Source organism: Streptomyces sp. NPDC058671, from assembly GCF_042716475.1.
Taxonomy (GTDB): Bacteria; Actinomycetota; Actinomycetes; order Streptomycetales; family Streptomycetaceae; genus Streptomyces.
The window spans coordinates 92790-113492 of sequence record NZ_JBHXSA010000019.1 but is presented as its reverse complement, the minus strand read 5'-3'; the positions used below and the strand labels follow the sequence as shown (position 1 = coordinate 113492).

Annotated in this window: 19 protein-coding genes and 3 tRNA genes; 12 read left to right on the top strand and 10 right to left on the bottom strand. The window is 71.6% G+C overall.

All coding sequences use genetic code 11. The features are described from left to right. Window positions 1-116: 116 nt before the first annotated feature. Window positions 117-371, top strand: coding sequence for a DUF3073 domain-containing protein (locus ACFWV2_RS23550; protein ID WP_030221379.1), 255 nt, complete (start codon window positions 117-119; stop codon window positions 369-371). A 162-nt stretch (window positions 372-533) separates the two neighbouring features. Here the strand turns inward: ACFWV2_RS23550 and purM are convergent, their stop codons facing one another. Both purM and purF read right to left on the bottom strand, forming a co-directional pair. Beyond that, window positions 534-1601: a phosphoribosylformylglycinamidine cyclo-ligase gene (gene purM, locus ACFWV2_RS23545; protein ID WP_384407327.1), complete on the bottom strand. Its 1068-nt coding sequence runs from the start codon at window positions 1599-1601 to the stop codon at window positions 534-536. 46 nt (window positions 1602-1647) lie between these two features. Further along, the gene (purF, locus tag ACFWV2_RS23540) at window positions 1648-3174 is read right to left on the bottom strand and encodes an amidophosphoribosyltransferase (protein ID WP_384407325.1); all 1527 of its coding nucleotides are present in this window, start codon (window positions 3172-3174) and stop codon (window positions 1648-1650) included. 329 nt (window positions 3175-3503) lie between these two features. On the opposite strand from purF, the gene ACFWV2_RS23535 reads away from it, so the two are divergent. Then, window positions 3504-3596, top strand: coding sequence for a putative leader peptide (locus ACFWV2_RS23535; protein WP_384407323.1), 93 nt, complete (start codon window positions 3504-3506; stop codon window positions 3594-3596). Window positions 3597-3671: 75 nt separating this feature from the next. Further along, window positions 3672-5072, top strand: coding sequence for a sulfatase (locus ACFWV2_RS23530; RefSeq protein ID WP_384407321.1), 1401 nt, complete (start codon window positions 3672-3674; stop codon window positions 5070-5072). Here ACFWV2_RS23530 and ACFWV2_RS23525 read toward each other — a convergent pair. After that, the gene (locus ACFWV2_RS23525; RefSeq protein ID WP_384407320.1) at window positions 5066-5884 is read right to left on the bottom strand and encodes an META domain-containing protein; all 819 of its coding nucleotides are present in this window, start codon (window positions 5882-5884) and stop codon (window positions 5066-5068) included. The genes ACFWV2_RS23530 and ACFWV2_RS23525 overlap by 7 nt on opposite strands. 35 nt (window positions 5885-5919) lie before the next feature. Next, window positions 5920-6708: a sterol carrier family protein gene (locus ACFWV2_RS23520; protein ID WP_384407318.1), complete on the bottom strand. Its 789-nt coding sequence runs from the start codon at window positions 6706-6708 to the stop codon at window positions 5920-5922. 75 nt (window positions 6709-6783) lie between these two features. On the opposite strand from ACFWV2_RS23520, the gene ACFWV2_RS23515 reads away from it, so the two are divergent. Next, window positions 6784-7188: a nuclear transport factor 2 family protein gene (locus tag ACFWV2_RS23515; RefSeq protein WP_384407316.1), complete on the top strand. Its 405-nt coding sequence runs from the start codon at window positions 6784-6786 to the stop codon at window positions 7186-7188. Window positions 7189-7255: 67 nt separating this feature from the next. Here ACFWV2_RS23515 and purL read toward each other — a convergent pair whose 3' ends face one another. Genes purL through purS form a run of 3 tightly spaced genes read right to left on the bottom strand, consistent with a single transcriptional unit; the run spans window position 7256 to window position 10427 of the window. Next, a complete protein-coding gene (gene purL, locus ACFWV2_RS23510) occupies window positions 7256-9505 on the bottom strand; it encodes a phosphoribosylformylglycinamidine synthase subunit PurL (RefSeq protein WP_384407314.1) in 2250 nt (749 codons plus the stop codon). Then, window positions 9505-10185 carry a phosphoribosylformylglycinamidine synthase subunit PurQ gene (gene purQ / locus ACFWV2_RS23505; protein WP_384407312.1) on the bottom strand — a complete coding sequence of 227 codons (681 nt, stop codon included), beginning with the start codon at window positions 10183-10185 and terminating at the stop codon, window positions 9505-9507. The genes purL and purQ overlap by 1 nt, the downstream gene beginning before the upstream one ends. Continuing rightward, a complete protein-coding gene (gene purS, locus ACFWV2_RS23500) occupies window positions 10182-10427 on the bottom strand; it encodes a phosphoribosylformylglycinamidine synthase subunit PurS (protein ID WP_030221400.1) in 246 nt (81 codons plus the stop codon). Before purS ends, purQ begins: the two co-directional genes overlap by 4 nt. A 366-nt stretch (window positions 10428-10793) precedes the next feature. Here purS and ACFWV2_RS23495 point away from each other — a divergent pair, with 366 nt between their 5' ends. From ACFWV2_RS23495 to ACFWV2_RS23460, 8 genes are all read left to right on the top strand, one after another. Then, window positions 10794-11135, top strand: a complete 342-nt coding sequence (locus ACFWV2_RS23495) for an Lsr2 family protein (RefSeq protein ID WP_384407310.1) — start codon at window positions 10794-10796, stop codon at window positions 11133-11135. A gap of 144 nt (window positions 11136-11279) precedes the next feature. Then, window positions 11280-11351, top strand: a tRNA-Gly gene (locus tag ACFWV2_RS23490). A 96-nt stretch (window positions 11352-11447) separates the two neighbouring features. Next, window positions 11448-11520 (top strand) — tRNA-Gly (locus ACFWV2_RS23485). Between the two features lie 160 nt (window positions 11521-11680). Then, entirely contained in the window at window positions 11681-12622 is a 942-nt protein-coding gene (locus ACFWV2_RS23480) for an ABC transporter ATP-binding protein (protein WP_384407308.1), read from the top strand. Beyond that, a complete protein-coding gene (locus ACFWV2_RS23475; RefSeq protein ID WP_384407306.1) occupies window positions 12619-13398 on the top strand; it encodes an ABC transporter permease in 780 nt (259 codons plus the stop codon). The genes ACFWV2_RS23480 and ACFWV2_RS23475 overlap by 4 nt, the downstream gene beginning before the upstream one ends. Window positions 13399-13545: 147 nt before the next feature. Then, window positions 13546-14883, top strand: coding sequence for a sensor histidine kinase (locus ACFWV2_RS23470; RefSeq protein WP_384407304.1), 1338 nt, complete (start codon window positions 13546-13548; stop codon window positions 14881-14883). A gap of 79 nt (window positions 14884-14962) precedes the next feature. Then, window positions 14963-15577 (top strand): response regulator, encoded by a 615-nt coding sequence (locus tag ACFWV2_RS23465; protein ID WP_384407303.1) that lies wholly within the window; start codon window positions 14963-14965, stop codon window positions 15575-15577. Window positions 15578-15599: 22 nt separating this feature from the next. Continuing rightward, window positions 15600-15675: transfer RNA gene (locus ACFWV2_RS23460), tRNA-Gly, on the top strand. A 67-nt stretch (window positions 15676-15742) separates the two neighbouring features. Here ACFWV2_RS23460 and ACFWV2_RS23455 read toward each other — a convergent pair. From ACFWV2_RS23455 to ACFWV2_RS23445, 3 genes are all read right to left on the bottom strand, one after another. After that, entirely contained in the window at window positions 15743-16651 is a 909-nt protein-coding gene (locus ACFWV2_RS23455) for a phosphoribosylaminoimidazolesuccinocarboxamide synthase (protein WP_384407301.1), read from the bottom strand. A 96-nt stretch (window positions 16652-16747) separates the two neighbouring features. Then, window positions 16748-18208 carry a N,N-dimethylformamidase beta subunit family domain-containing protein gene (locus ACFWV2_RS23450; RefSeq protein ID WP_384407299.1) on the bottom strand — a complete coding sequence of 487 codons (1461 nt, stop codon included), beginning with the start codon at window positions 18206-18208 and terminating at the stop codon, window positions 16748-16750. Window positions 18209-18479: 271 nt separating this feature from the next. Next, window positions 18480-20546 carry a hypothetical protein gene (locus ACFWV2_RS23445; RefSeq protein WP_384407297.1) on the bottom strand — a complete coding sequence of 689 codons (2067 nt, stop codon included), beginning with the start codon at window positions 20544-20546 and terminating at the stop codon, window positions 18480-18482. Between the last annotated feature and the right edge of the window lie 157 nt (window positions 20547-20703).

Genomic DNA, 20703 nt, shown 5'->3' with positions numbered 1-20703 from the left:
AAACAGGTACCGTTGAAGCTCTACGGACCGGTCTCTCTGTCGAGAGTCCGTTCCGACTCATGAACGCGTGTCAAGACTCTGGGGCCATCGAGCCCCGTCACCGAGGGGGTCGAGCCATGGGGCGCGGCCGGGCAAAGGCCAAGCAGACCAAGGTCGCCCGCCAGCTGAAGTACAGCAGCGGCGGGACGGACCTGACGCGTCTGGCCAATGAGCTGGGCGCTTCGACTTCGAGTCAGCCGCCTAATGGCGAGCCGTTCGAGGACGACGACGAGGAAGACGACCCGTACGCCCAGTACGCGGATCTCTACAACACGGACGACGAGGACGAGGACGACGAGTCCGGTCCCGCGTCGTCCCCCCGTCGCGCTTGACCTTCTGAATCGCATCACCTTCTGAAGCGCACCTCAGAAACCCGGTCCGGGATCTCCCGGCCGGGTTTCTGTGCTGTCCGCGCGCGGACCGCGCCGACGGCGGGACGAGGACGGGGCGCCCCCTCAGGAGCGCCCGCCGTCGTACTGTCCGCGTCGCCGGTCCTACCGGGCGTAGTCCCCGACCAGCTCCGCGCCGGTCGTGTGCGCCCCGCGCTCGGTGATCTCGCCCGCGACCCAGGCCTCGACGCCCCGGTCCTCGAGCGTCGTCAGGGCCGCGTCCACGGAGTCGCCCGGCACGACGGCCATCATGCCGACGCCCATGTTCAGCGTCTTCTCCAGCTCCAGGCGCTCGACCTGGCCGGCCTTGCCGACCAGGTCGAAGATCGCGCCCGGCGCCCAGGTCGAACGGTCGACCGTGGCGTGCAGACCGTCCGGGACGACCCGGGCCAGGTTGGCCGCGAGGCCGCCGCCCGTGATGTGGCTGAACGCGTGGACGTCCGTGGTCCGGGTGAGGGCCAGGCAGTCGAGCGAGTAGATCCTCGTGGGCTCCAGGAGCTCCTCGCCCAGGGTCCGGCCGAGCTCCTCGACCTGCTGGTCGAGGGTCATCCCGGCGCGGTCGAAGACCACGTGCCGGACGAGCGAGTACCCGTTCGAGTGAAGACCCGAGGACGCCATCGCGATGACCGCGTCCCCCGTACGGATACGGTCGGCGCCGAGCAGCCGGTCGTACTCCACGACACCCGTGCCCGCGCCGGCGACGTCGAAGTCGTCCGGGCCGAGGAGGCCCGGGTGCTCCGCCGTCTCGCCGCCGATCAGGGCGCAGCCGGCGAGGACGCAGCCCTCGGCGATGCCCTTGACGATGGCGGCGACCCGCTCCGGGTGGACCTTGCCCACGCAGATGTAGTCGGTCATGAAGAGCGGCTCGGCGCCGCAGACCACGATGTCGTCCATCACCATCGCGACCAGGTCGTGGCCGATCGTGTCGTACACGCCCATCTGGCGGGCGATGTCGACCTTCGTACCGACGCCGTCGGTGGCGGAGGCGAGGAGCGGACGCTCGTAGCGCTTGAGGGCGGAGGCGTCGAAGAGGCCGGCGAAGCCGCCGAGGCCGCCGAGGACCTCGGGACGCTGCGTCTTCTTCACCCACTCCTTCATGAGTTCGACGGCGCGGTCGCCCGCTTCGATGTCGACGCCCGCGCTCGCGTAGCTGGCACCGGTGGTCTGAGACATGGGTTCAGAGCTTTCGTGTCGTCGTACTGCGGGTCGCAGCGGGTTCTTACGGGCGACGGAGGGCGTCGGCGGCCGCGGTGGCGGCCGGTCCCGCTGCCAGCTCGGTCTCCAGGAGCTGCTTGCCGAGCAGCTCCGGGTCGGGGAGCTCCATCGGGTACTCGCCGTCGAAGCAGGCACGGCAGAGGTTCGGCTTCTGGATGGTCGTCGCCTCGATCATCCCGTCGATGGAGATGTACGAGAGCGAGTCCGCGCCCAGCGACTTGCCGATCTCCTCGATCGACATGCCGTTGGCGATCAGCTCCGCGCGGGTGGCGAAGTCGATACCGAAGAAGCAGGGCCACTTCACCGGCGGCGAGGAGATGCGGATGTGGATCTCGGCCGCGCCGGCCTCACGGAGCATCTTGACGAGGGCGCGCTGGGTGTTGCCGCGGACGATCGAGTCGTCGACGACCACCAGGCGCTTGCCCTTGATGACGTCCTTGAGGGGGTTCAGCTTCAGCCGGATGCCGAGCTGGCGGATGGTCTGGGACGGCTGGATGAAGGTGCGCCCGACATAGGCGTTCTTCACCAGGCCCGCGCCGAAGGGGATGCCCGAGGCCTCGGCGTAACCGATGGCGGCCGGGGTGCCGGACTCCGGTGTCGCTATGACCAGGTCGGCCTCGACGGGCGCCTCCTTCGCGAGGCGGCGGCCCATCTCCACACGGGAGAGGTACACGTTCCGGCCGGCGATGTCGGTGTCCGGGCGGGCCAGGTACACGTACTCGAAGACACAGCCCTTGGGCTTCGCTTCCGCGAATCGCGAGGTACGGATGCCGTTCTCGTCGATCGCGATCAGCTCGCCCGGCTCGACCTCGCGGACGTAGCTGGCGCCGCAGATGTCGAGGGCGGCGGACTCCGACGCGACGACCCAGCCGCGCTCGAGGCGGCCGAGGACCAGCGGGCGGATGCCCTGCGGGTCACGGGCCGCGTAGAGCGTGTGCTCGTCCATGAAGACGAGGGAGAAGGCGCCCCGGACATCGGGGAGGATCTTCGCGGCGGCCTGCTCGATGGTGAGCGGCTCACCGTCCTCGTCGACCTGGGCCGCGAGGAGCGCGGTGAGCAGGTCGGTGTCGTTGGTCGCGGCCACGCGGGTCGCGCGGCCTTCCTTCTTGGGCAGGTCGGCGACCATTTCGGCGAGCTGCGCCGTGTTCACCAGGTTGCCGTTGTGGCCGAGCGCGATGGAGCCGCGGGCGGTCGCCCGGAACGTCGGCTGCGCGTTCTCCCACACGGACGCCCCGGTGGTCGAGTAGCGGGCGTGACCGACCGCGATATGACCTTGGAGGGAACCGAGAGAGGTCTCGTCGAAGACCTGGGACACGAGGCCCATGTCCTTGAAGACGAGGATCTGGGAGCCGTTGCTGACCGCGATTCCCGCGGATTCCTGGCCCCGATGCTGGAGGGCGTAGAGCCCGAAGTACGTGAGCTTTGCGACCTCTTCACCCGGAGCCCAGACACCGAAGACGCCACAAGCGTCCTGGGGGCCTTTTTCTCCGGGAAGCAAGTCGTGATTGAGTCGACCGTCACCACGTGGCACGTTTCCGAGTGTAGACGCGCTCGACCACTGGTCCGAATTGGCGAAATCCGAGACATCGCTGCTCGTGCGAACCTACGAATTGATCATCTGCGGCTTGGAGAGGCCTACGAACCAGGCGGGGTAAGGGCTCCGGCCCTCCGACCGCCCGGCGACGGACGCTCGTACCAGCCCCGGGGTACCCGCGCGATGTGACGGAGTTCGCATCGCCGGTCGCTCCGTAGCCCTGGGAACGGCCCGGGAAACACTGCCGCAACGCCCTCGCCACAGTCATCCCGGGGTACGAGACGGTCGTTGACAGGTACGCGGACCCTGGACGAAGCTCCAGCCCCATGCAGCCCCCGCGTGACCGCTCGGTCACCCTCGTCCAGCGCCTGCACGTGGACCTCGTCCGTGTCGCCGGCGCCGTGTGTCGCTGCGTCTGACCGCTTCCGCGGCCCCCTTTCTCTCCCCTCTCCTCTTCTTCGCACCTCTTCCGTGCCTCCGTCTGGAGACCCCGTATGTCCACACCCCTGTCCCGTCGTGCCCTCGGCGGTGCCGCCGCCGGTGCCGCGGCCGTCGCCGCCCTGGGCGCCGCCGCCTCCCCCGCCCACGCCCGGCCCGGCCCGCCCGAGGAGCGCGACTTCCGGGCCGCGAACCCGCGCCGGCACTCCCGGCGGCCCAACATCCTCTTCGTCCTCGGCGACGACCTCGGCTGGGCCGACCTCTCCTCGTACGGCTCGCCACAGATCCGCACCCCGAACCTCGACCGGCTCGCCCGCCAGGGCGTCCGCTTCACCGACGCCTACTCCGGCTCCGCCACCTGCTCCCCGACCCGCTTCAGCCTCTACACCGGCCGCTACCCGGGCCGTACGAAGGGCGGGCTCGCCGAACCCATCGCCGACCGCTCCGTCGGCCTCGAACCCACCCACCCGACGCTCGCCTCACTGCTCCGCGACTCCGGCTACGCCACCGCCCTCATCGGCAAGTGGCACTGCGGCTACCTCCCCGACTACTCCCCCACCCGATCCGGCTGGGACGAGTTCTTCGGCAACTTCGGCGGGGCCCTGGAGTACTACTCGAAGCTCGGCCTCGGCGGCGAGTACGACCTCTACGAGGGCGACGCCGAGTACAAGGACCTGCGCTACTACACCCGGATCCTGACCGAGCGGGCGAGCGAGTACATCGGCCGCGATCACGACCGGCCCTGGCTCCTCAACCTGAACTTCACCACCCCGCACTGGCCCTGGGTCGCCGACGGCGACAAGGAGACCAGCGACGAGATCACCCGCCGCATCAGGGCGGGCGACGGACGTGCGCTCTGGCACCAGGACGGCGGCTCCATCGAGAAGTACGGGCAGATGGTCGAGGACCTCGACCGGTCGATCGGCACGGTCCTCGACGCCCTGCGCCGCTCCGGCCAGGAGCGCGACACCCTCGTCTTCTTCGCCAGCGACAACGGCGGCGAACGCTTCTCCTACAACTGGCCGCTCACCGGCAACAAGGGCTCCCTCCAGGAGGGCGGCATCCGCGTCCCGTCGATCCTGCGCTGGCCCGCCCGGATCGACGGCGGCCAGGTCAGCCGCCTCCCGGTCTTCACCCCCGACTGGACCGCCACCCTCCTCGAACTGGCCGGGGCCCGCCCCCACCCCGCCTTCCCTCTCGACGGGACGAGCCTCGCCGGGCACCTGCTGCGCGGCCACGACGTCCCCGACCGGGACCTGTTCTGGCGGGTGCGGGGCGAGCGGGCCCTGCGCCGGGGCGACTGGAAGTACTACCGGGGCAAGACCGGCCGCGACCAGCTCTTCCACCTCGGCCGGGACGTCCGCGAGCAGGCGGACCTGGCCGCTGCCGAACCCGGCCTTACCGCCTCACTGCGAACGGCCTGGGAACGGATCGACGCGGGGCTCCTGCGCTACTGAGCGGGGGCGGCGACCGCGGTGAGGCCCTCGCCCGAGGCGTCGGTGAGGGTCAGGGTCCGGTGATCCAGGCGGTAGCCGAGGGGGCCGTCGAGGAGCTCGTACAGCTTCGTCTCCAGCGTCATCTGCGGGCTCGCGCACATCATGCGGGTGGTCGCCGCCGGGCCGTCGACGGTGAGGGTGCGGGCCTTCTCGTCGACGCGGGCTGTCGCGGAGAAGTTGTTGCACCCGAGGTTGCCGCTGACCCGCCCGTCCGCGCCGATGACGATCCGCGCCTTGCCCTCGCCGCCGGCGGGCAGCGAGGCCGCGGTCTTCCCGGAGACGAGACCGTCGACCTTCCAGGTGGTGCCGCGCAGGGGGGCGGCCGGTTCGGAGGTCAGCTCCAGACCGTTCTTGCCGTCGGCCGAGTCGAGGGTGAACCTGTCGCCCTCGATCGTCCCCTTGAGCCGACCGGAGAACGCCTTGAGCAGCTCCTGCTCGAAGCGCTGCCGGTCGGGCGGGCAGCCGATCTCGGTGACTTCCTGCGGGGAGACGGTCAGGGTGTCACCGTTCACCGCGACGGCGGCACCGAAGGTGTTGCAGCCGCTGTTCCCCCGGGCGCGGCCGTTCTTCTCGAAGTCGACGCGCGCGCCGTCCGGGGCGGTAGACCTGCGCCCGTCGACCGTCACGGCGCCGATCGTCCAGTGGGTGCCGGCGACGGGCAGGTCGGGGGAGACGGTGGCCGCACCACCTGATCCGGTACCTCCTTCCGTACCGCAGGCGGCGAGGAGAAGGACCAGGGCGGCTGCTGCGAGGGGCGTACGCGGCGTCTTCATGGCGATGGGACGGGCGCGCGGAGGAGTCGGTTCCCTCAGCCCATCAGCGGCAGCAGCCCGGCCAGGTCGGCGCGTTCACCGCTGGCGCGGACCTTCGCCCCGTCCAGCTCGGTGGCCCACCCGGCCCGGCCGGTCGCCAGTCTGATCCACGTCAGCGGGTCCGTCTCGACCACGTTCGGCGGGGTGCCCCGGGTGTGCCGGGGGCCCTCCACGCACTGAACCACCGCGTACGGCGGGATCCGCACCTCCACCGCGCCGCCCGGGGCCTTCGACGCGAGCGTGTCGGCGAGCAGCCGGGTGCAGGCGGCGAGGGCCTGCCGGTCGTACGGGACGGCGGCACCGGTCGCCGCGTTCAGGTCGTCGGTGTGGACGACCAGCTCCACGGTCCGGGTGACCAGGAAATCGGCGAGGGTCATGGGGCCGAAGCTCACCGGCAGGAGCCGCTCGTCGGCGGCGCCCGCCACCGCCCGCTCGTAGTCGTCCGCCACCCGCGCGTACAGCCCCGCCAGGTCGGAGGCGTCGATGTCCCGGGTGTGCGCGTCGATCCGCTCGGCCGCTCCGGCGGTGACGAACGGCCAGTCGAGGAGGGCGAGCCGGTCCCCGCCCCGCTCCGGCAGGGCCAGGAGCTGCGGGACGGAGTCGACCATCCAGGCGAGGTGCGCAGCCAGGTCCCGTACCGTCCACTCCCCGAGCCGGGTCGGCCCGTCGAGCTGCTCGGGCGTGAGCGCCCCGACCGCCTTCCGTACGTGCCCGAACTGGGCGAGCACGGCCGCCCGGATCCTGGCGGAGTCATAACTACGGGTGCGCTTCTTGGCCGGTGGCATGGGGGCGAGGGTAGTCGGAGACTGGAGGGGGAGGGTCGCCCGCACACCCCCACCTACGAGAGGGGTCGATCAGCCATGGCTGAGCACCCTGACGCAGCCCTGGTCCGCCGCGGCTTCGAGGCATGGACCAGCGGGGACATGGAAACCGTCGGCGCCCTGATGACGGCGGACTGCACGCACCACATGCCCGGTGAGAGCCAGATTTCCGGGCACTTCAAGGGCCGGGACAACATCCTCGCCATGTACCGCCAGATGTTCGAGCTCACCGGCGGCAAGATGCGCGTCGAACTGCACAGCGTCTGCGTGGACGGTCGCGGCCATGCCGTGGCGGCCAACAAGTTCTTCGCGGAGCGAGGTGACCGCGGCATCGAGATGCAGGGCGCACTCGTGTTCACCATCGTCGGCGGGAAGATCACCGACATCGACGAGTGCGTCGAGGACATCGATCAGTCCGACGCCTTCTGGGGCACGGCCGCGTAGACGCCGCCGGGCACGCGTACGGCCCCCGCCCGAGGGCGGGGGCCGTTTCACGTGAAACGTCCGAGCATCAGGCCAGCAGGGCCGGGATCGTCGCCTCGTGCGCCTCGCGCAGCTCCGCCAGGGAGAGCATGAACTCGCCCTGCACGTCCACCGCGTCCCCGTCGACGACACCGATCCGGGCCGCCGGCAGACCCCGCGCCCCGCACATGTCGGTGAAGCGGAGTTCCTCGCTGCGCGGGACGGCGACGACCGCACGGCCGGCCGACTCGCTGAAGAGGAACGTGAAGGCGTCCAGGCCCTCCGGGACCACCAGGCGCGCGCCCTTCCCGCCGCGCAGGCAGGACTCGACGACCGCCTGCACCAGACCGCCGTCGGACAGGTCGTGCGCCGCGTCGATCATGCCGTCGCGGGAGGCAGAGATCAGGATCTCGCCGAGCAGCTTCTCCCGGTCGAGGTCCACGGCCGGCGGCATGCCGCCGAGGTGCTGGTGGATCACCTCGGACCAGGCCGAGCCGCCGAACTCCTCGCGCGTGTCGCCCAGCAGGTAGAGGAGCTGGCCCTCTTCCGCGAAGGCGATCGGCGTACGGCGGTTCACGTCGTCGATCACACCGAGCACGGCCACGACCGGCGTCGGGTGGATGGCGACCTCACCGGTCTGGTTGTACAGCGACACGTTGCCGCCGGTCACCGGGGTGCCCAGCTGGAGGCAACCGTCCGCGAGACCACGGGTGGCCTCCGCGAACTGCCACATCACGGCCGGGTCCTCGGGCGAACCGAAGTTCAGGCAGTCCGAGATGGCCAGCGGCTTGGCACCGGACGCGGCGACGTTGCGGTACGCCTCCGCCAGCGCGAGCTGCGCACCCGTGTACGGGTCGAGCTTCGCGTACCGGCCGTTGCCGTCGGTCGCCATGGCCACGCCGAGGTTGGTCTCCTCGTCGATACGGACCATGCCCGCGTCCTCGGGCTGCGCCAGCACCGTGTTGCCCTGCACGAACCGGTCGTACTGGTCCGTGATCCACGCCTTCGAGGCCTGGTTCGGGGACGACACCAGCTTCAGGACCTGGTCCTTCAGCTCGGCGCCGCTCTGCGGCCGGGGCAGCTTGCCGGCGTCGTCGGCCTGGAGCGCGTCCTGCCACTCCGGGCGGGCGTACGGCCGGTTGTAGGTCGGACCCTCGTGGGCGACGGAGCGCGGCGGCACGTCGACGATCTGCTCGCCGTGCCAGAAGATCTCCAGGCGCTCTCCCTCGGTCACCTCACCGATGACGGTGGCGATGACGTCCCACTTCTCGCAGATCTCCAGGAACCGCTCGACGTGCACGGGCTCGACGATCGCGCACATGCGCTCCTGCGACTCGCTCATGAGGATCTCCTCGGGCGAGAGGGTCGCGTCGCGCAGGTGGACCCGGTCGAGCTCGACGCGCATGCCGCCGGAACCGGCCGAGGCCAGCTCGGACGTGGCGCAGGAGAGCCCGGCGCCACCGAGGTCCTGGATGCCCGCGACCAGCTTCTCCTTGAAGATCTCCAGGGTGCACTCGATGAGGAGCTTCTCCTGGAAGGGGTCGCCGACCTGGACGGCGGGGCGCTTGGTCGGCTTCGTGTCGTCGAAGGTCTCGGACGCGAGGACCGAGACGCCGCCGATGCCGTCGCCGCCGGTGCGGGCGCCGTAGAGGATGACCTTGTTGCCGGGGCCCGAGGCCTTGGCGAGGTGGATGTCCTCGTGCTTCATCACGCCGATGCAGCCGGCGTTGACCAGCGGGTTGCCCTGGTAGCAGGAGTCGAAGACGACCTCGCCGCCGATGTTCGGCAGGCCCAGGCAGTTGCCGTAACCGCCGATGCCGGCGACGACCCCGGGCAGTACGCGCTTGGTGTCGGGGTGGTCGGCCGCGCCGAAGCGCAGCGGGTCGACGACCGCGACCGGACGGGCACCCATGGCGAGGATGTCGCGGACGATGCCGCCGACGCCGGTGGCCGCGCCCTGGTAGGGCTCGATGTACGAGGGGTGGTTGTGCGACTCGACCTTGAAGGTGACCGCGTACCCCTGGCCGACGTCGACGACGCCGGCGTTCTCGCCGATGCCGACGAGCATGGCGTCGTTCTCCGGGACCTTCTCGCCGAACTGCTTCAGGTGGACCTTGCTGCTCTTGTAGGAGCAGTGCTCGGACCACATGACGGAGTACATGGCGAGCTCGGCGCCGGTGGGACGGCGGCCGAGGATCTCGCGGATGCGCGCGTACTCGTCCTCCTTGAGGCCGAGGTCCTTCCAGGGCTGCTCGCTGTCCGGCGTCTCGGCCGCGTGCTTGACCGTGTCCAGAGTCATCAGGCGTTGACCAGCTTCTTGAGGATCGAGGTGAAGAAACCGAGGCCGTCCGTCTTACCGGTGCCGACCAGGGGCTCGACGGCGTGCTCGGGGTGCGGCATGAGGCCGACCACGTTGCCCGCGGCGTTGGTGATGCCCGCGATGTCGCGCAGCGAGCCGTTGGGGTTCATGTCCAGGTAGCGGAAGGCCACCCGCCCCTCGGCCTCCAGCTCGTCGAGGACGCGCTCCTCGGCGACGTACCGGCCGTCCATGTTCTTGAGCGGGACCTCGATCTCCTGGCCCTCGGTGTAGTCCGAGGTCCAGGCGGTCCCCGCGTTCTCCACCCGCAGCTTCTGGTCGCGGCAGATGAAGTGGAGGTGGTTGTTGCGCAGCATCGCACCCGGCAGCAGATGCGCCTCGGTGAGGATCTGGAAGCCGTTGCAGATACCGAGGACGGGCATGCCCGCCCTCGCCTGCTCGATGATCGGCTCCATCACCGGCGAGAAGCGGGAGATGGCTCCGGCCCGCAGGTAGTCGCCGTAGGAGAAACCACCGGCCAGGACCACGGCGTCGACCTGCTTGAGGTCCTTGTCGCGGTGCCAGAGCGAGACGGGCTCGGCACCCGCGAGACGAGCGGCACGCAACGCGTCCTGGTCGTCGAGCGTTCCGGGGAACGTGACGACACCGATGCGTGCGGTCACGATTCCACCTTCACGATGAAGTCTTCGATCACGGTGTTGGCAAGGAACGTTTCGGCCATCTCATGGATGCGGGCGAGGGCGGCCTCGTCGACCGGTCCCTCCACCTCCAACTCGAAGCGCTTCCCCTGGCGGACGTCGGCGATTCCGGCGAATCCCAGGCGGGGCAGTGCACGCTGCACCGCCTGCCCCTGAGGGTCGAGGATCTCCGGCTTGAGCATGACGTCGACTACGACGCGTGCCACTGGCACTCCCGGTGGTGTGTTGCGTGGGCGGTTCCCTCAGCGTACCTGCCTCCAAATTCTACGCGGGTAGAGATCTGAAGGATCCTCCAAATGCCCGGCCGCGGAGGGGCTCACGGCACGCGCACCGCCCATGCCCCCGGCCGGGCACACCCACGCAAAATTCGAGTGAAATATTGCGGATCTCATTGCCTCAGGACACGCGGAAACAATTGCCAGGGCTTCACAATGCGACACCTGCCGCTGTACAAAGGAATCCAGAAGAAAGCATTATTGTCCCGGAACAGCCGCAAGGCCGACATCACCGCACGTCAGAGGTGCCACAAGCGCCTCCCCCGCGGCGTCGGCCGCAGGAAAGGACCGATATCCGTGGCTCAGCGTGTGGTGGTCACTCTCTCCGACGACATGGATGGCGGAGAAGCGGCTGAAACGGTCGCGTTCGGTCTTGACGGGAAGATGTACGAGATCGACCTGAATGCTGCCAATGCAAAGAAACTCCGCAAGGCCCTCGCGCCGTACCTCGCCGCCGGCCGCAGGCTGCCGGCCAGGGGCGCGGCCGGCCCGACCCCCTCGGCGGAGACGTACACCCACACCTCCCTCGCCCCCGATCCGGCGGCGGTCCGGGCCTGGGCCCAGTCCAACAAGATGGAGGTGCCCGCTCGCGGACGGATCCCGAAGCGGGTCTACGAGGCCTTCCGCGAGGCGAGTTGAGCGGCGCCGCTCAGCGCGGCGGGCCCGGGCGGGCGACTCGGCGGACCGGGCCGGGGGAACCGATTTGCATTGCACCCCCCATGATCCGCTAGAGTCTGGAACACGCCGAGGGGCGAGGCCGCAAAGCCCCACCTCACGCAGCGTGCGGGTGTAGTTCAGTAGTAGAACATCCCCCTTCCAGGGGGAAGGCGCAGTGTGCAATTCCTGTCACCCGCTCTGCATCGCTCGACCGACCACCGTTGTGGATCAGGTAGAGTAGTGCTCGCACCGCCCAGTGGTCCTCTTTCGAGAAGGCCGATGTGCGGCAGCAATGCGGACGTGGCTCAGTTGGTAGAGCATCACCTTGCCAAGGTGAGGGTCGCGAGTTCGAATCTCGTCGTCCGCTCAGGAAGTCGAAGGCCCCGGTTCTCAGGAACCGGGGCCTTCGCCGTGTCCCCGCGTTCTCATCGTCTCCGCCGCATCACCCTCGCCCTCATGACATGTGTCAGAAGTCGTGGTGACAGCGCGCACTGCCGGACGGCCGCGCCCGCCGGAAGTCTGGACGCATGACCAACGCGATCGAAGCGGAAGGCCTGCGCCGCGGCTACGTCGGCGGCTTCGAGGCCGTGCGCGGCATCTCCTTCACCGTCCCCCGCGGCGAGATCTTCGCCCTCCTCGGCACCAACGGCGCCGGCAAGACCTCCACGGTCGAACTCCTCGAGGGCCTCGCGGCCCCGAGCGCCGGCACCGCCCGCGTCCTCGGCCACGACCCGTACCGCGAGCGCGCGGCCGTCCGCCCCCGCATCGGCGTGATGCTCCAGGAAGGCGGCTTCCCCGGCGACCTGACCGTGACCGAGACCGTACGGATGTGGGCGGGGTGCACCAGCAACGCCCGGCCCGCCGCCGAAGCCCTCGCCGCCACCGGACTCACCGGCCGCGAACACGTCCGGGTCAAGCAGCTGTCCGGCGGCGAACGACGCCGACTCGACCTGGCGCTCGCGCTCCTCGGCCGCCCCGAGGTCCTCTTCCTCGACGAGCCGACCACCGGCCTCGACGCCGAGGGCCGCCGCGACACCTGGGAACTCGTCCGGGCACTCCGCGACGACGGCACCACCGTCCTGCTCACCACGCACTACCTGGAGGAGGCCGAGACGCTGGCCGACCGGCTCGCGATCATGCACGCCGGCCGGATCGTCCTCTCCGGCACCCCCGCCGAGGTCACCGCCGCCCGGCCCGCCCGCATCCGCTTCACCCTCCCCGACGGGGTCCCGGCCGGACGGCTCCCGCTCCACCTGCGGGCCGCCGAGGACGGCGGGCGGGTGGAGATCCGTACCAGCTCCCTCCAGGACGACCTCACCGCGCTCCTCCGCTGGGCCCGGGAGCACGACGTACGCCTCGACGGACTCGACGCCCGGTCCGCGTCCCTCGAAGAGGCGTTCCTCGACATCGCGTCCCGCACCACGGCGGGGACACCGACCCACGCGCAGGAACCGGAGGCCGTCCGATGAGCTCCCTCACGCACCTCGCCGCCCGTACCCGGCTCGCCGCACTCGGACGGGCCGAGCTGACCCTGCTCGTCCGCAACCGCACGGCTCTCTTCGTCGCCGTCTTCGTCCCCGTGCTCATGATGGGCGCGATCCGCAGCTCCCTCGACAGCGTCGACCTCGGGAAGACGGGCACGACCGTCGCGGAGGTCGCCGTGACCGGCGGCATCGGCATGGCGCTGCTCATGGTCGTGCACTCCAACCTCGTCTCCGCGTTCGTCGCCCGCCGCGAGGCGCTCGTCCTCAAACGGCTGCGGACCGGAGAGGTCACCGACATCGAGATCCTCACGGGGATCGCCCTGCCGGCCGCCGTACTCGCGCTCGCCCAGTGCGCCCTCATGACCGTCGGCGGCATCACCGTCCTCGGCGTGTCCGCACCCGCCCGGCCCGCGCTGCTCCTCGTCGGCGTCGTCCTCGGCCTCGTCCTGCTCACCGCCGTCGCCGCCGCCACGTCCGCCCTCACCCGCACCGTCGACAGCGCCCAGCTCACGACCCTGCCGCTGTTCCTGGTCTCCTGCATGGGCTCCGGACTCTTCGTCCCCCTCTCCCTCCTCCCCGACCGGATCGCCTCGCTCTGCGAACTGCTGCCGCTGACCGGCGTGATGACCCTCGTACGGGCCGGGTGGACCGGCGGGGTGGAGGCAGGGGAGCCGGCGGGCGCCACGGTGACCGCGCTGGCCTGGATCGCGCTCTCGGTGTTTGCTGTCCAGCGGTGGTTCCGGTGGGAGCCCCGGCGGTGAGCGAGCGGGCGGTGAGCGGGGGGTGCGCGAGCGGGAGGTGCGCGAGCGGGCGGTGCGCGACCGGCGCCCGCACTGGTGTGGCACCGACCGACCCGCGCCGGGAGACCGCGCGTTGAGAGTTGCCCCGAGAGGCCGGGAGGACCCGTCGTGAAGAGCTGGAGCGGCCGGAGCGGGCCGGCCAAGGTGGACGTCTACACGCGCGTCACCGCGTACATGCTGCTGTGGGCCGCCATGTTCGGCCTGGGGCTCCTCCTCCTGATCCGGCCGATCCGGCACGAGGCACCGCTCCTCCTGGTCGTCGTGGCCCCCGTGCTCAACCTCGCCAACGGCATCCTCTGCCACCGCTTCCTGCGTCGCGGGATGGACGTCTATCTGCGGCCCGGCACCGCGTTCGGCCCGCGCGAGGTCCTGCCGGCCGCCGTGGCCGGCGCCGCCACCGCGGGGGCCGTCCTCGCCGAGTCCGCCACCAGCGACGTGACGGGGCTGCTGCCCGGGATGCTCGGGGCGGCCCTCGTCCCCTTCGTCGCGGGGCACTGCCTGGTCTTCCCCGTACGGACCGTCGTCCTCCACCAGGCCCTGCTGGCCGGCGTGCTCCTGGCCGCCGTACCCCTCGGGGGCCTGGACACCCTGCAGACCGTCGTCACCGTGGTGACCGTCCTCATGATCACCGGCTGGCTCGCCGTCACGATCCGCCTCTCGCTCTGGGTGCTCAGGGTCCTCTTCGAGCTGCGCGAGGCGCGTGACGTGCAGGCCCGGCTCGCGGTCGCCGAGGAGCGGCTGCGGTTCGGGCGGGACCTGCACGACATCCTCGGCCGGAACCTGTCCGTGATCGCCCTCAAGAGCGAACTCGCCGTCCAGCTCGCGCGGCGCGAACGCCCCGAGGCCATCGACCAGATGATCGAGGTGCAGCGCATCGCCCAGGAGTCCCAGCGGGAGGTCCGGGACGTCGTGCGCGGCTACCGCGAGGCGGACCTGAGGGTGGAACTGGAGGGCGCGCGGGGTGTCCTCGACGCGGCCGGGATCGACAGCGCCGTCGACACCCCCGCGCTCGCCCTGCCCGACGAGGTGCAGGCGGCGCTCGGGTGGGTGGTCCGGGAGACCACGACGAACGTACTGAGACACGGGGACGCGCGGCACTGCGCGATCTCCGTACGCGAGGAGGAGGGCGCGGTGCTGCTGACCGTGGAGAACGACGGGGTGGCGGTGACCACGAACTCCCGAGGACCGGACGGTCGGGGCGGAGCGGGTGCCGGGCACGGGACGGGGGCCGGGCGCGGGACCGGGTCCTGGCGCGGGACGGGGTCGGGTGCCGGGCACGGGACGGGGGCCGGGCGCGGGTCGGGGCTCGCGGGGCTTCGGGAGCGGCTCGCGGCCGTCGGCGGGACCCTGGAGGCCGGGCCGGGCGAGAGCGGTACGTTCCGCGTGACGGCCAGGGTCCCGGTGGCGAGCCTCCGCACCCGTACACGTACCGAGGCGGCCCCGTGACCCACCCCGTATCCCGTACGCGTCCTCGACGCCGCCCCCTTCCTCGTCCCCTTCCCCTTCCTCGTACCGAGGTGGCCCCGTGACCGTCCCCCTGCGCGTGCTGCTCGCCGACGACGAGCATCTGATCCGTGGCGCTCTCGCCGCGCTGCTCGGGCTCGAGGACGACCTCGTCGTCGTCGCCGAGGCCGCCACCGGGCCCGAGGCGCTCGCCATGGCCCGGGCCCATCGCCCCGACGTCGCCGTGCTCGATCTTCAGATGCCGGACGCGGACGGTGTGACGGTCGCCACGGTCCTGCGGGACGAACTCCCCGGCTGCCGCACCATGATCGTGACCGGCCACGGCCGTCCGGGACACCTCAAGCGGGCCCTCTCCGCCGGCGTACGCGGCTTCGTGCCGAAGACCGTCAGCGCCCAGCGACTCGCCGAGATCATCCGTACCGTGCACGCCGGAAACCGTTACGTGGACCCGGAGTTGGCAGCCGACGCGATCGCCGCGGGGGACTCCCCGCTGACCGCGCGGGAGGCCGAGGTCCTCGAACTCTCCGCCGACGGGGCACCGGTCGCGGAGATCGCCCGGCGCGCCTCGCTCTCCCCCGGAACCGTCCGGAACTACCTCTCGTCGGCCGCGGCGAAGCTCGGCGCCGAGAACCGTCACACGGCGGTGCGGCTCGCGCAGGCGAAAGGTTGGGTATAGTTGGCTCCGCGCTACGGCGCATGCGGACGTGGCTCAGTTGGTAGAGCATCACCTTGCCAAGGTGAGGGTCGCGAGTTCGAATCTCGTCGTCCGCTCCACGAAGAAGCCCCCGGTCGAATCGACCGGGGGCTTTCTCGTGCCCCGCGCGACGGTGCGGCTGGGCGCCTAGAAGCTGTCGGACCAGGTCTTGCCGGTCAGCAGCTCGTACGCCTCCAGGTACTTGCCGCGCGTCGCGTCCACGATCTCCTGCGGGAGGGGCGGCGGCGGCTGCTCGCTCCTGCGGTCCCAGCCGGAGGCCGGGGAGGTCAGCCAGTCCCGGACGAACTGCTTGTCGTACGAGGGCTGGGCACGGCCCGGCTCCCACTGGTCGGCCGGCCAGAAGCGCGAGGAGTCCGGGGTCAGGACCTCGTCGGCGAGCACCAGCGTCTCCCCGTCGAAGCCGAACTCGAACTTGGTGTCGGCGAGGATGATCCCCCGGTCGCGCGCGATGTCACGGGCCCGGCCGTACACGGCGAGGGTCGTCTGGCGCAGCAGGGCGGCCGTCTCGGCGCCGACCTGGCGGGCGACCTCCTCGTACGACACGTTCTCGTCGTGGTCGCCGACCGCGGCCTTCGTGGCCGGGGTGAAGATCGGGGCCGGCAGCTCGGAGCCGTCGCTCAGCCCCTCGGGCAGCGCGAGGCCGCAGACCGTACGGGACTCGTCGTACTCGACGAGACCGGAGCCGGTGAGGTAGCCGCGGGCCACGCACTCGACCGGGACCATGTTCAGCGACGTGCAGACCAGGGTGCGGCCCGCCCAGTCGGCGGGGGCGCCGGCCGGGAGGTCGGTCGAGAGCACGTGGTGGGGGACCAGGTCGGAGAGCCGGTCGAACCACCACAGGGAGAGCTGGGTGAGGACCCGCCCCTTGTCGGGGATCTCGGTGGGCAGGACCCAGTCGTACGCGGACAGGCGGTCGCTCGCCACCATCACGAGGTCACCGGCCTCGTTCCGGTACAGGTCGCGCACCTTGCCCGTGTGGAGATGGGTGAGGCCCGGGACCTGGACAGGCTCGGGCTTTTCTACGAATCCGGACACGGTTCCTCCGCGTAGGTTGATCCAGGAGCGGTTCGATTCTCTCGCACCGGGACCGGTCGGCGGTGGGCGGGCCCGGTCAGTCCTGGTCGGCCCCGGTCAGTCCCTCTTACAGATCCGGTCGAGAAGGTTCGCGGTGGCGCGCTGGACCCGGGCGTCGACATGGCCCGGCCGGTCCAGCGCCGGCGACCACGCGAACGTACCGGAGGCGAAGACCCAGGCTCCCGAGGGCGCCCGGTAGAGCGAGGTCTCCTGGTGGCGCAGTGCCCCCTCGCCGTCCCGGTAGGGCGAGTGGGCGAGCAGGATGCGGCCCTCGTGCTCCGGAAGCGCCGTGCGCGGGAAGTAGCGGTCGGCCTCGCCCGCGACCAGGCCGGGCAGCTCGTCGCCGTCACCGGCGCCGGTGGCCTCCCAGAGCCAGTGCTCGGCGTTCCGTACGACCAGCGGGTGCGGTTCGGGCACCCGGCCCGCGTACTGGATACCGAGGAGCTGCTGCTCGGGCCGGTCCACCTCGCGCCAGAGTGCCGGACGGCCCGGGCCGCGCCGCTTGCGGCAGGTGAGGAGCCGGTCCGGCACCCCGGACGGCGAGGGCCCCAGCTCCACCTGCCAGTACATGGTGTTCGCCGAGAGGAAGACCAGCGACGTGCCCTGGTCACGGGCGAGTTCGACGGTCCTGCGCATCGGCACCGACCAGTACTCGTCGTGCCCCGGGAAGACCAGGCCCCGATAGCGGCTCGGATCGACCCGGCCCGCGTGCAGGTCGCGGGTCTCCGCGTACGCCAGGTCGTAGCCGTAGCGCTCGGCCCAGCGGATGAAGTCGTAGGCGTGCCCGACGTGGAGCGGAAGCCCCGCGCCCGCGTACGGGCGGTCGAAGGAGACGGTGACGGCCGCGTCCTGCTCCCCGAGCAGCCGGCCGTCCTCGTCCCATGCGTGGTAGAGACTGGCGCCGGTGCGGCCGTCCTCCGGGTACAGGTTGTACGCCTGCCAGGTCACGTCCGGGAGGACGAGGAGCAGATCGGCCGGGTGGTCGTCGCGGACCGTGAAGGGGATGTGCGAGCGGTGGCCGTCGACGGTGGTGAGGACGGCGACGTACGCCCCGATCGACCAGTACGTGGGAACCTGCAACCGCCACGACTGCCACCAGTGGTGACAGGAGACCGTACGGTCGGCGGTCAGCGGGGGCGGCTGGACGATCCCCGAGAGACGCGGACTCGTGGTGATCTTCGCGGCGCCATCGCCGCCGTAGTGCCCGATCCGGTAGACGTCGACCGAGAACTGCTGCGGCGGGTCCACCGTGATGTGGAAGTCGATCGACTCGCCCGGCGCCACGGCCCCGTCGGACGCGAACCCCTTGATCTGGCGCCGGACGTCGTCGGCCGTACGCGGGCTGCCGCTGCCGCCCCGGGCCAGGATCTCGTCCGCGTACCAGGGGACCACCTGGCCGGTGTCGTCGAAATAGTTCTCGGACCCGCGCAGCCAGGGCAGGGGGCCCTGGCCGAAGGGATCGGTGACGGCGTGCGCGAGCGCGCCCGACTCCCACCGCCTGATCTGCTCCGCCCCCATGCTGCGCCCTCCCTCGACTCCCCCGGGTCGGCTGGTCAGTGCCTCTGATGTGTCCTTGTGTCTGTGCCTCTGCTGCGCGCTCGCGCTGTGTGCCTCCGGCGCGTGCTGCTGGTGCGTGCTGCGGCTCGGTGCTTCCCATGCGCGCTCCTGTCAGTGGCGGTCTCCAGCACATCACATAACGCGCGCACTCCGTCACCGTTCGTCGTGAATTGGCGAGAGTGGAACCTCTGGCTCCGAGAAACCCATGCCATGGACGGGGCCCCGGAAGGCCTCAGACCAGGCGTACGGGCTTCTCCGGGCGCACTCCCGTGCGGGCCAGCCAGACGCGCAACGGCTCCGGATCGCCGTCCTCGACGAGGGCGAGGACACGGGGGCCCAGGTCCGCCGCCCGCTCGCCGCCGACCAGGAGGGCGGGCCCGTCGAGCCAGTCGAGGCCCGGCGCGGCCTCCGCGGTGTCCACGGCCGCGCAGCAGACCATCGCGGTGACGTGGTCTGCGAGCAGATCCCGGCCGGAACGGGGCGGCTGGAGCGGGAACAGCGGCAGGGGCCCGTCGGGGCCGCTGACGGCGCCCGGGTGCGCGGCGCCGGGCCGGTCGTCCTTGCCGCCGCTCCGGGCCGCCGTCTGGGCGGTCCGAGCGCCGGCGGCGGCCACCCGCGCCTCCCGCGCGGCCTCTTCGCGCGCGAGGAGCGCGCTGAGCGCCCCGGCGAGCGCCTCGGCAGCGGGGTTGACGGGCTCCTCGTCGTCCTCGTCGTCGTGGATGTCGAGGGGGTCGGGGTCGGGGTCGATGCCGGGGTCGGGGCCGATGCCGAGATCGGTCTCGGTGGCGGTGTCGGTGTTGGTGTTGGTGTCGGTGGAAGCCTCGGCTGCGGGGTCGACGTCGGCAGGGGCGGTGGCGGCGTCGAGGTCGGCTTCCGCGTGAGCGGTGTCGGCGTGAGCGGTGTCGGCGTGAGCCGTGTCGGCGTGAGCCGTGTCGGCGTGAGCCGTGTCGGCGTGAGCCGTGTCCGCGGCTACGCCCGCCTCAGGGAGCGGGACGGGCGCCGTCGACAGGTGGGCGATGACACGGGTCAGGGTCGGGGCGTCGGCGGCGGACGCGGTCCCGGCCGGGGCGTCGGCGGCGGACGCGGTCCCGGCCGGGGCGCCGGCCGCGCCGAGACCGTCGAGGACCTGGTGCAGTCGGGCCGCGTCGGTACGCCACTTCCGGTCGACGACCTCCTCCGGGTACTGGCTCCACTCCACCGGGGACCAGTCGGGACCGGGTTCGGCCGGGCCGCCGTGGAAGAGGCGGGCGGCGAGCAGCGAGGTGACCTCGTCGACCGCTCCCGGCTCCTCCAGGAGGTCGCACGCGGGGCGCTCGCCCAGACGCGACGAGAAGCCGTCCGCGAGCCGGTCCCGGCGGGAGAGTTCGGTCAGGGCGGAGACCACGCCCGCGTCGAGCTGGGAGGGCCAGCGGCCCATGCGCCAGGCGGGCAGCGCGACCCGGGTGAGGAGGCGGTCCCAGCCCGCGTAGGCCAGGCCGACCTGCTCCTGGGCGACGATCCGCACGCCGTAGTCGACGGCCTGGGCGCGCTCCGAGCCGGCGACGGCGACCCCGCGCTCCATCTCGGCGGCGTGCCCGCGGCAGGCGCGCAGCAGGACGCGGGCGACCTGCCCCACGCCGTGCGCGCCGAGTCTGCGGAGCGGGTCGAGGCCGGAGTTCCGTGGCACGGCGACGGCCGCGTCCAGGCCTCGGACGAAGCGGCGGGCGGCGGCTATGTCGGGGTGGGCGGCGGGGCCGGTGCCGGCGACGACGGGGGCGAGGACCGCCCGCAGTTCGCCGACGCGCATCCACCACAGGAAGGGTGAGCCTATGACGAGGACGGGCGCACCGTCCGAGTCGCCGTCGGCGGACGTGCGCCGCGCGCGGTGGGCCCGGTGGGTGCGGTCCTCGAGCCAGCTGTCGCAGTCCGGCGTCAGGGCTATCGCGGCGGGTGCCGGCACGTCGAGCCGGTCGGCCAGGTCCCGGACGAGCCGGTAGAGGTCGGGGGCGGCGGTCTCGGAGAGCTCCACCGTCGGCGTCGCGGCCGGACGGGCCCGGGCGACGACGAGGGCGACGGCCGTGGCGGCGAGGAGGACGACGACCGCGAGCACGGTCACCGCCCAGCGGGCCGCGTCCCAGCCGGAGCCCGCGAAGTGGCCGGTGACCCCGCCCGCGTACAGGACGACGGCCACGGCGGCGGGGAGGACCGCGAGGCCCAGGGCCCTGCCGCGGACCCGGAGGACGCCGATGGCTCGGGAGCGCGCGGCGCGCACGCCCCATTCGTCACCGACAACGGAACCGGTACCGGACACGCCGTACATCACCCCCTTCTGTCCATGTCGGGACCGCCCGTCTCCGGACCGTCCATGCCGGGACTGCCTGTGGCGGTGTTGCTCACTCCCCCACTGTGGCACCCGCCACTGACATCGCAATGCCGGTGGGCCAAGTGCCGGAACGCCTTCGCCGCACCCTAGTTGG